The organism is Bradyrhizobium ferriligni (assembly GCF_056837965.1).
The window spans coordinates 1-9208 of sequence record NZ_JBXEJO010000135.1 but is presented as its reverse complement, the minus strand read 5'-3'; the positions used below and the strand labels follow the sequence as shown (position 1 = coordinate 9208).

The following is a 9208-nucleotide window of genomic DNA, read 5'->3' as shown; positions in this document are numbered from 1 at the left end:
ACCCCAGCCCTCCCCCGCAAGCGGGAGAGGGAGCCTGACCGTTCGCGGCGGTGAAGTCTTCGTATCCAAGTGAGCGCGCTCCATCCATTCCCTCCCCCGCCTGCGGGGGAGGGTTAGGGTGGGGGCTTTCTCCACAATGGGACCGAAGACAAGATTCACGAACTCAAGCCTCCCGCGATCGACGGGATGTCGAGCGGCTTGAAGCCGTAGTGGCTGAGCCAGCGCACGTCGCTGTCGAACAATTGGCGCAGGTCGGCGATGCCGTATTTCAGCATCGCGATGCGGTCGATGCCCATGCCCCAGGCAAAACCCTGGTAAACGTCGGGATCGAGGCCGCAGGCGCGCAGCACGTTGGGGTGCACCATGCCGCAGCCGAGAATCTCCAGCCAGTCCTCGCCCTCGCCGAAGCGGATCTCGCCCTTGTCGCGGCGGCACTGGATGTCGACCTCGAGCGACGGCTCGGTGAACGGAAAGAACGACGGCCGGAACCGCATGTTGATGTGGTCGACCTCGAAGAACGCCTTGCAGAACTCATGCAGGATCCATTTGAGGTGGCCGAGATGCGAGCCCTTGTCGATCACGAGGCCCTCGACCTGATGGAATTGCGGCGTGTGCGTCGCGTCGGAATCGATGCGATAGGTGCGGCCCGGGCAGATCACGCGGATCGGCGGCTGCTGGGTCAGCATGGTGCGCACCTGCACCGGCGAGGTGTGGGTCCGCAGCAGCATGCGCGAGCCGTCCTCCTTCGGGTTGAAGAAGAAGGTGTCGTGCATCTCGCGCGCCGGATGGCCGATCGGGAAGTTCAGCTTGGTGAAGTTGTAGTCGTCGGTCTCGATGTCGGGACCTTCGGCGACCGCAAAGCCCATGTCGGCGAAGATCGTGGTGAGCTCGTCCCAGACCTGGCTCAGCGGATGGATGCGGCCGGTCTCCGCCGGCGCCTCGCGCAGCGGCAGCGTGACGTCGACGGTCTCGGCGGCGAGGCGCGCATCGAGCGCGGCCGCTTTCAGCACGTCGCGCTTGGCAGCGAGCGCCTGCGTCACCGCATCCTTGGCGAGGTTGATCTTCGCGCCCTCGGTCTTGCGCTCCTCCGGCGACATTTTTCCAAGGGTCGCAAGGAGTGCCGAGATCGAGCCCTTCTTGCCGAGCGCCGAGACGCGCACCGCCTCGAGGGCGGCCTCGTCAGCGGCTGAGGCGATCTGGTCGAGGATGGATTGTTCGAGCGTTGCGAGGTCGGACACGGTCAATTCCTGCGCTTGAGCGGAGCATGATCCGGTGGGAAGTACCGCTACCCGAACCGGTGCCATGCGCCAAAATTCGGCTGGGTTGTCGCCGCCCGAAGGCGGTAACGTCAAGCAAAAAGCCGGTCATTTCGGGCCGATGGCCGGCAGCATTGAACCCCGCGCGGAGGCCGGGCTACCCAAGGGGGAGTTCAAGGAGGCCCACGCGATGTTGCTGCGATCTTGCCTGGCCGTGCCGGCGGTGCTGTTCATGCTCACCACCGTGCATGCCGCGACCGGGGAATGCCCCGCCAAATCGACCCAGATGGACGACATCATCGCGGAGGTCGAGAAGGCGCCGAGCTGCAACCGCGCGATGAAGATCTTCGAGGCGTGCGAGTACGGCGCCAGCGGAGACGTCCAGTTCGGCGCCGTGGTCGAGAAGAGGTGCGAGGGGGACTTCCTGTCCGGCCTCGGAGCGTCGCAGAAGAAGGCCTATGCCGGCCAGCTCAAGCGCTGCGACCACAAATACGACAACGAAAGCGGCACCATGTACCGCTCGTTCACGGCGTTCTGCCGGGCGATCGTCGCCCAGCGCTATTCGCAGAAGGCACTGAAGGCGGGCCCCAAATCGCGTTAGGGCCGCCCGCCAGGATCAGGCGGCCAGCGCGGCCTTAGCCTTCTCGGCGATCGCCTGGAACGCAACCGGCTCGTGGATCGCGAGGTCCGACAGCACCTTGCGGTCGACGACGACGCCCGACTTGGAGAGGCCGTTGATGAACACGCTGTAGGTCATGCCGAACGGACGGACCGCGGCGTTGATGCGCTGGATCCAGAGCGCGCGGAAGGTGCGCTTCTTGCGCTTGCGGTCGCGGAAGGCGTACTGGCCGGCCTTTTCGACGGCCTGCTTGGCGACGCGGATGGTGTTCTTGCGGCGGCCGTAATAGCCCTTGGCGGCCTTGTAGACTTTCTTGTGCTTGGCGTGAGCGGTCACACCGCGTTTGACGCGAGACATGACGGAAATCCTTGATCTGGAAGAGGTGACGGGGCGCCGCGCAGTCGCGGCGAGGGTTCAAGCGGATCAGCGCGATCAGGCGTTCGGCAAGAAGTACTTCTTGACGTTGTCGCCGTCGGTCTTGAACAGCACACGGGTGCCGCGGAGCTGACGGATCTGCTTCTTCGTCCGCTTGATCATGCCGTGGCGCTTGCCGCGCTGGGCGTGCATGACTTTGCCGGTGGCAGTCACCTTGAAGCGCTTTTTAGCGCCCGACTTGGTCTTCAACTTGGGCATTTGGCTCTCCTGTCGCACAGCACGAAAATCGCCCCGAGAGGCGTCCGGCCGGCTAAAATGCTCGTTAGAGCGTTGAAAGTGCTAAGGTTTTTTCCGAATTGAAAGAACCTGCACGAACCGTCGCCACGGCAGCCCTTGATCAGCCGGGCGGCGAAGGCCCGGCTTATGACAGAGGATAGGCGGTTTTGCAACGTTTCAGGCGGGGAACCGGAGCCGGAACCGGGTAGCCCGGACGAAGCGAAGCGAAATCCGGGGCAGGTCGCGCCGCCGACGCACCGGCCCCCGGATTGCGCTGCGCTCCATCCGGGCTACGGAAACGAAACAGCCCGCCAGATCGCCTGACGGGCCATTTCATTTCAACAAAGCGACAAATTCGAACTAGCGCGGCGCCAGCACCATCACGACCTGGCGGCCCTCGAACTTCGCGTCCTGCTCGACCTTGGCGAATTCGGCGACGTCGGCCTTCACCTTGTCCAACAGCTTGGTGCCGATCTCCTGGTGCGCCATCTCACGACCGCGGTAGCGCAAGGTGATCTTGACCTTGTCGCCTTCCTCGAAGAAGCGCTGCATCGCGCGCATCTTCACGTCATAGTCGTGATCGTCGATCATCGGGCGGAGCTTGATCTCCTTGATCTCGACGACCTTCTGCTTCTTGCGAGCTTCGGCAGCCTTCTTCTGCGCGGAATACTTGTACTTCCCGTAGTCCATGATCTTGCAGACGGGAGGGCTGGTATTCGGCGAAATCTCGACGAGATCCATGCCGGCTTCCATGGCCATCTTGATGGCCACCATGGTTTCGACGGTGCCCTGATTGACACCCTCCGCATCGATCAGCTGGATCTGTGCGTTGCGAATCTCGTCATTGGTGCGCGGCCCTTCTTTGGCGACTGTGGGCGGGGCTCTATTGGGACGGCGAATGGGTAACTCTCCAAAGTTGTGAAAGGGAAGGCGGATATTTTGAAGCAAGATGCTGCGACGGGCAAGCGAACTCGCTTCTTTAAGCGGCAAAACCGCCAATTGCGAGGCATTTTGGCCACGCCCGGCACATATAGCGGGCGCACCAGCTCCGCAAGGCGGGGCTTGCAGCCGTTGACCGGTGCCGCGCGACAATTGAAAAGCAGATGTCTGACACGCGAGTGACCGAACCATGAGCCAAACCGCCGCATCGGAACAGGAACCTGCCTTCATCGAGGTCGGCGAGGGCAGTGAGGCGCGCCGGATCGCGGTGCGGGCCCGTGCCGGCAGCAATCCCGGCAGCGCAAGTGGCGCGCCGGGGCTGTTCTGGCTCGGCGGCTTCAAGTCCGACATGGCCGGCACCAAGGCGCTGGCGCTCGATGCGTGGGCGGCCGAGCACGGCCGCAGCTCGGTCAGGTTCGACTATTCCGGCCATGGCGAATCCGGCGGCGAGTTCGCCGACGGCACCATCGGCCGCTGGCTCGAGGAGAGCGTGGCCGTGTTCTCGCAGTTCTGCAGCGGGCCGCAGGTCGTGATCGGGTCCTCGATGGGCGGCTGGATGGCGCTGCTGCTTGCGCGTGAGATCGCCAAACGGGCCAATGCCGGCGGCGGCAGTGCTTCGCTCGCCGGCCTCGTGCTGATCGCGCCGGCACCCGACTTCACCGAGGAACTGATGTGGAAGGCGTTCTCGCCGGAGGTCCGCGCCGAGATCGAGACCAAGGGCATGTGGCTGCGTCCGTCCGACTATGGCGACGGCACGCCCTATCCGATCACCCGCAACCTGATCGAGGAAGGCCGCAACCACCTGCTGCTCGGCAGCAAGATCGACGTCGGCTGCCCGGTGCGCATCCTGCAGGGCGCGCAGGATCCCGACGTGCCGTGGAAGCACGCCTTCGCGCTGGTGCACCGCCTGCCGGCCGAGGACGTCGTGCTCACCATGATCCAGGACGGCGACCACCGCCTGTCACGGCCGCAGGACATCGCCCGCATCATCGCCGCCGTGGCGGAGATCGGCTAAGCTTTTTTCCTTCTCCCCTTGTGGGAGAAGGTGGCGCGGACGATGTCCGCGCCGGATGAGGGGTTCTCTCCGCGGACACAGACCCCTCACCCGTCTCGAATGAGCTCTCGCTCATTCGATCCACCCTCTCCCACAAGGGGAGAGGGAAGAAGAAGCGAGGAGCCGGGAGAGAATACCAATGGACACCACAACGATGCTGCGCGCGTTCTGCGACGCTGTCGAACAGCGCAACGGCGAGGCCTTTGCAAATCTCTTCACCGAGGACGGCGTCTATCACGACGTATTTTACGGTGCCTTCAGGGGCCACGGCAAAATCGCCGAGATGATCGACGACTGGTTCTACCGGACCGCGACCGATTTCCGCTGGGTGATGCATGATCCCGTGAGCGATGGCACGACGCTCTACGCGCGCTACACGTTCAGCTACCGCTCGACCTTGCCGGAAGCCAGGGGCGCGCGTGCGATGTTCGAGGGCGTCGCGATCATGCGGCTGCGCGACGGCAAGATCACGGAGTACCACGAGGTCGCCAACACCGCGCCGGCCTTCGTCGATTTGAACTTCGCGCCGGAGCGGATCGCCAAGATCGTCGGCAAGCAGGGCGCGGAGCTGAAAGCGCGGCCGGAGATGCAGCGGCATCTGGCGTGAGGACTCTCCGTCGTCATTGCGAGGAGCGAAGCGACGAAGCAATCCACGCCTCGGCAAGCCGAGACATGGATTGCTTCGCTTCGCTCGCAATGACGACGGTGAGAGCCTACGGCGGTGGCGGATTGGTCATCGGCTTGCGCTGGGCGAGCGCCGCCACCGTGGAGGTGCCGATCGGACCCTTTTCGTCATAGAGCCAGCATTCGCCGATCGCGATGCCGTTCGTGGCGTGATGGTTGACGACCTCGAAGCCGATCCAGTTGGTCACCGGCAAGCGGTGCAGATAGATCGTGACGTCGCTGTTGATGTAGCCGAGCCCCTGGTCGCCGGCATTGGCGAAGGGGCTGGCGAAATCCGCGCCGGTCGCCACATGGACGAACGGTGTCGTCTTCACGCCGTCGACGAGCTCGCGCACCTCGCTCATCCAGAGCCGTCGCTCGCCGAGCGAGCCCATATGGCCGACGATCGGCCGCGTCTCCCATTTGCCGTTCATGCCGAGCCTCGGATCGGTCGGCTTCGGAATCTCCGCCGGCGCCGGCACCTGCCAGTTCGGCGGCGACCACACATTGCCGGGGGCATTTTCCGTCCGGCGCAACAATTGGCAGGAGGCGCGCGCCATGCTGGTGCCGCCGGAGACAAACTCGGCCTCGATCATCTTGATGCGCATGCCGTCGCGCACGAGCTTGGTCGTCACCTCGATCGGCGTCGTGATGTTGGGCAGCCGGAACATGTCGACCGTCAGCCGCGCGGGGACGAAATCGTCGGAGCCGTGGCGCTCCTCGATGACGAAGGCGAGCAGGCCGATCACGACGCGGCCGTGCAGGGATTCCGGACTCCACGGTCCGTTCGCAACGGCCGTCGGCATGAAGCCGTCGCCGTGCCTGGTGAAGAAGGGCTGGTTTGTCATGGCGGGCGACCATGACGGGAACGGCGCGATGAAATCAAGACTCTTCACCCTCATGGTGAGGAGCCGCGTAGCGGCGTCTCGAACCATGAGGCCCGGTCTGTGGCCTCATCCTTCGAGACGCGCTGCGCGCTCCTCAGGATGAGGGGACAGAGCCGCGCGCCACTCCTGCTGCACCGTGACGTCGGGCTCGCCGCCGGCCCGCGACGCCAGCGCCGCGAACGCATCGCGCGTGATCAACTGCGACAGCGCCCACACCGCGGCGCCGCGCACCAGCGGGCTCGCATCGTCGAGCAAACGCCGCGCTTCGCCGGCAAGACTTGCATCACCGGAGTTGCCGATCGCGATCAGCACATTGCGGATGAAGCGGTCGCGGCCGATGCGCTTGACCGGCGACTTCGTGAACAGCGCGCGGAAAGCGGCATCATCCAGCCGTGCGAGATCGGCAAGCGCCGGCGCCCGCAACGTATCGCGCGCGGCGAGCTTCTGCTCGCGCCCCGCTTGCGCGAACTTGTTCCATGGACACACCGCGAGGCAATCGTCGCAGCCATAGATACGGTTGCCGATGCTCTTGCGGAATTCGTGCGGGATCGGGCCCTTGTTCTCGATCGTCAGATACGAGATGCAGCGCCGCGCGTCGAGCTTGTAGGGCGCGGGGAACGCCGCGGTCGGGCAGATGTCCTGGCAGGCGCGGCAGCTGCCGCAATGATCGGTCTCGGCATCATCGCGCGGCAGCTCGGTCGCCGAATAGATCGCCCCGAGAAACAGCCACGAGCCGAATTCGCGCGACACGAGATTGGTGTGCTTGCCCTGCCAGCCGATGCCGGCTGCCTGGGCGAGCGGCTTCTCCATGACCGCGGCGGTGTCGACGAACACCTTCACCTCGTCACCGGTGATAGTGGCGAGCCAGCGCGCCAGGACCTTCAGCCGCTTCTTGATCACGTCGTGATAGTCGTCACCCTGCGCATAGACCGAGATCGCGCCACGCGATCGGTGCGCGAGGATGTCGAGCGGGTCGTCGTCGGGCCCGTAATTGACGCCGAGCATGATGATCGAGCGCACGCCGCCCCACAGCACGCGCGGATCGGCGCGCCGCCCCGGATTGGCCGCGAGCCAGTCCATGTCACCATGACCGCCGGAGCCGAGAAATTCGAGGAAATATTTTCCGGCCTCGCTGGTCGCATCAGGCGCGGTGAAGCCGATGGCATCAAAGCCGAGTGCGCGTGCCTCGCGCTGAAGCGCCGCCTTGAGATCGGAGGGGGAGAGCCTGACCGCCGGGTTCAGAAGTCGAGGTCCACATAGGTGCGCGACGCCGGCACCCCCGCCAGCCATTCGCTGAGCAGCGGGCGGAACGACGGGCGGGACTTCACCCGCGCGTACCACGACTTTGCCGCGTCGTCCTCGCTCCATGGCACGTCGCCCAGATAGTCGATCGCCGAGAGATGCGCCGCGGCGGCGAGGTCCGCGTAGGTGAGGCGGTCGCCGGCGAGATAGTTCCGCGTCTTCGCCAGCCAGCCGATATAGCTCAGATGATAGCGCACATTGACCTTGGCGGCGCGCATGACGTCGGGGGCCGGCGGACCGCCGCCATTGTCCTCACTCATGAAGCGCTTGTAGATCCGCTCGGTCACCAGCGGGTTGGAGGCTTCCTCGAAGAATTTCTCGTTGAACCACGCCATCAGCCGGCGCACCTCGACGCGCTCGGCCGTCGAGGTCGGGAACAGCCGACGATCGCCGGCATCGAGGCCGTGCGCCTCGTCGACATATTCGGCGATCACAGGCGCACCCGGGATCGGCGGAAAGCCCTCGGCGATCAGCACCGGCGTGGTGGCCGCCGGATTGAGCGCCAGGAACGCCTCGCGCCGTTCCCACACCCGTTCCTCCACAAGGCGCAAATCGAGCCCATACTCGCCGAGCACGAGCCGAATGAAGCGCGAATGCGGACAGAACGGATGGTGATACAGCGTATACATGAAGCCCTTGGTAGTTTCGCGGCGCTTAAGAAATCATCAACCTGTGCGGCCTGGACCTGTGCTTTGGCCAGACCAGTTCCGGTCGTCTCTATGTCGCGTCAGCACGCAAACCGGTAGCCACCCCCGCAGATGGTGCGGGTCACAAAAACGCTATAGCTCAGCAAATCGGCCGGGTAACCCATTGTTTGACGATTTTTTGCGATTGCGGCCAATGTGCGAATAAGCGAGAAGAATCCCGTTTTCCACACAGGGCAGGCCACAACATGATGACGGATATGCTGCGGGCGGTGATTCTCGGCATCATCGAGGGCGTCACGGAGTTCCTGCCGGTCTCCTCGACAGGCCACCTGCTGCTTGCGGAGCGCTTCTTCAATCTCGGCGAAGGCAATTTCTGGAAGAGCTTTGCGATCCTGATTCAGCTCGGCGCGATCCTCGCGATCCTTGCGCTCTACTTCGTCAAATTGTGGCGCGTGGCGCTCGGCATGTTCACCAATCCCGACGACCGCCGCTTCGTGATCGGCGTGCTGGTGGCGTTCCTGCCCGCCGTCGTGATCGGCCTGATCGCCGGCAAATACATCAAGGAGTTCCTGTTCAATCCGTGGGTCGTTTGCTTCACGCTGATCGTCGGCGGCGCCGTGCTGCTGTGGGTCGATCAGCTCGACCTCAAAGTGTACGAGGACGATGCGACCCGATTCCCGCTGCTGATGTATTTCTGGATCGGCGTCGCGCAGTGCCTGGCGATGATTCCCGGCGTGTCGCGCTCGGGCGCCAGCATCGTAGCGGCGATGCTGCTCGGCGCCGACAAGCGCTCGGCGGCGGAGTTCTCGTTCTTCCTCGCGATCCCGACCATGGTCGGCGCGTTCGCCTATGATTTCTACAAGAACCGGGCCGACTTCACCTCCGACAATCTCAGCGTCATCGCGGTCGGCTTCGTGGTGTCGTTCATCACGGCGATGATCGTGGTGCGGGCCTTCCTCAACTTCGTCACCCGCCGCGGCTTCACCTTCTTCGCCTGGTGGCGCGTGATCGTCGGCACGCTCGGCCTGATCGCGCTGGCGATGGGACGGTAAGGAACAGCTCTCACTGCGTCAGCGGTCTTCACCTCTCCCGCTTGCGGGGGAGGTCGGATTGCATCGCAGATGCAATCCGGGTGGGGGCTCTCTCCACACCAAGAGAGTCGTTTTGCGGTGAAACCCCCACCCCAACCC

The 9208-nt window shown here is 64.3% G+C and carries 11 protein-coding genes; 4 read left to right on the top strand and 7 right to left on the bottom strand.

Annotation, left to right across the window (positions count from 1 at the left end; all coding sequences use genetic code 11):
- Positions 1–155: 155 nt before the first annotated feature.
- Positions 156–1238 carry a phenylalanine--tRNA ligase subunit alpha gene (gene pheS, locus AC1VNY_RS41595; protein WP_482409534.1) on the bottom strand — a complete coding sequence of 361 codons (1083 nt, stop codon included), beginning with the start codon at positions 1236–1238 and terminating at the stop codon, positions 156–158.
- Between the two features lie 208 nt (positions 1239–1446).
- Between pheS and AC1VNY_RS41590 the strand changes: the two genes are divergently transcribed.
- Positions 1447–1857 (top strand): hypothetical protein, encoded by a 411-nt coding sequence (locus AC1VNY_RS41590; protein WP_482409533.1) that lies wholly within the window; start codon positions 1447–1449, stop codon positions 1855–1857.
- Positions 1858–1872: 15 nt separating this feature from the next.
- Here AC1VNY_RS41590 and rplT read toward each other — a convergent pair whose 3' ends face one another.
- The 3 genes from rplT to infC form a co-directional block, all read right to left on the bottom strand.
- A complete protein-coding gene (rplT, locus tag AC1VNY_RS41585) occupies positions 1873–2232 on the bottom strand; it encodes a 50S ribosomal protein L20 (RefSeq protein ID WP_018269297.1) in 360 nt (119 codons plus the stop codon).
- A gap of 75 nt (positions 2233–2307) precedes the next feature.
- Positions 2308–2508: a 50S ribosomal protein L35 gene (rpmI, locus tag AC1VNY_RS41580; protein WP_008539890.1), complete on the bottom strand. Its 201-nt coding sequence runs from the start codon at positions 2506–2508 to the stop codon at positions 2308–2310.
- A 378-nt stretch (positions 2509–2886) separates the two neighbouring features.
- The gene (gene infC, locus AC1VNY_RS41575; RefSeq protein ID WP_026192043.1) at positions 2887–3426 is read right to left on the bottom strand and encodes a translation initiation factor IF-3; all 540 of its coding nucleotides are present in this window, start codon (positions 3424–3426) and stop codon (positions 2887–2889) included.
- Between the two features lie 229 nt (positions 3427–3655).
- Here infC and AC1VNY_RS41570 point away from each other — a divergent pair, with 229 nt between their 5' ends.
- Entirely contained in the window at positions 3656–4480 is an 825-nt protein-coding gene (locus tag AC1VNY_RS41570; RefSeq protein ID WP_304497938.1) for an alpha/beta hydrolase, read from the top strand.
- A 178-nt stretch (positions 4481–4658) separates the two neighbouring features.
- Positions 4659–5126: a nuclear transport factor 2 family protein gene (locus tag AC1VNY_RS41565; RefSeq protein ID WP_482409532.1), complete on the top strand. Its 468-nt coding sequence runs from the start codon at positions 4659–4661 to the stop codon at positions 5124–5126.
- Positions 5127–5232: 106 nt separating this feature from the next.
- Here AC1VNY_RS41565 and AC1VNY_RS41560 read toward each other — a convergent pair whose 3' ends face one another.
- The 3 genes from AC1VNY_RS41560 to AC1VNY_RS41550 all read right to left on the bottom strand — a co-directional run bounded on the left by AC1VNY_RS41560 (position 5233) and on the right by AC1VNY_RS41550 (position 8000).
- Positions 5233–6030, bottom strand: coding sequence for an acyl-CoA thioesterase domain-containing protein (locus tag AC1VNY_RS41560; RefSeq protein ID WP_482409531.1), 798 nt, complete (start codon positions 6028–6030; stop codon positions 5233–5235).
- A gap of 105 nt (positions 6031–6135) precedes the next feature.
- The gene (queG, locus tag AC1VNY_RS41555; protein ID WP_482409530.1) at positions 6136–7359 is read right to left on the bottom strand and encodes a tRNA epoxyqueuosine(34) reductase QueG; all 1224 of its coding nucleotides are present in this window, start codon (positions 7357–7359) and stop codon (positions 6136–6138) included.
- Positions 7308–8000, bottom strand: a complete 693-nt coding sequence (locus AC1VNY_RS41550; RefSeq protein ID WP_482409529.1) for a glutathione S-transferase family protein — start codon at positions 7998–8000, stop codon at positions 7308–7310. The genes queG and AC1VNY_RS41550 overlap by 52 nt, the downstream gene beginning before the upstream one ends.
- Positions 8001–8263: 263 nt before the next feature.
- On the opposite strand from AC1VNY_RS41550, the gene AC1VNY_RS41545 reads away from it, so the two are divergent.
- Positions 8264–9070, top strand: coding sequence for an undecaprenyl-diphosphate phosphatase (locus AC1VNY_RS41545; protein WP_028341730.1), 807 nt, complete (start codon positions 8264–8266; stop codon positions 9068–9070).
- Positions 9071–9208 lie beyond the last annotated feature (138 nt).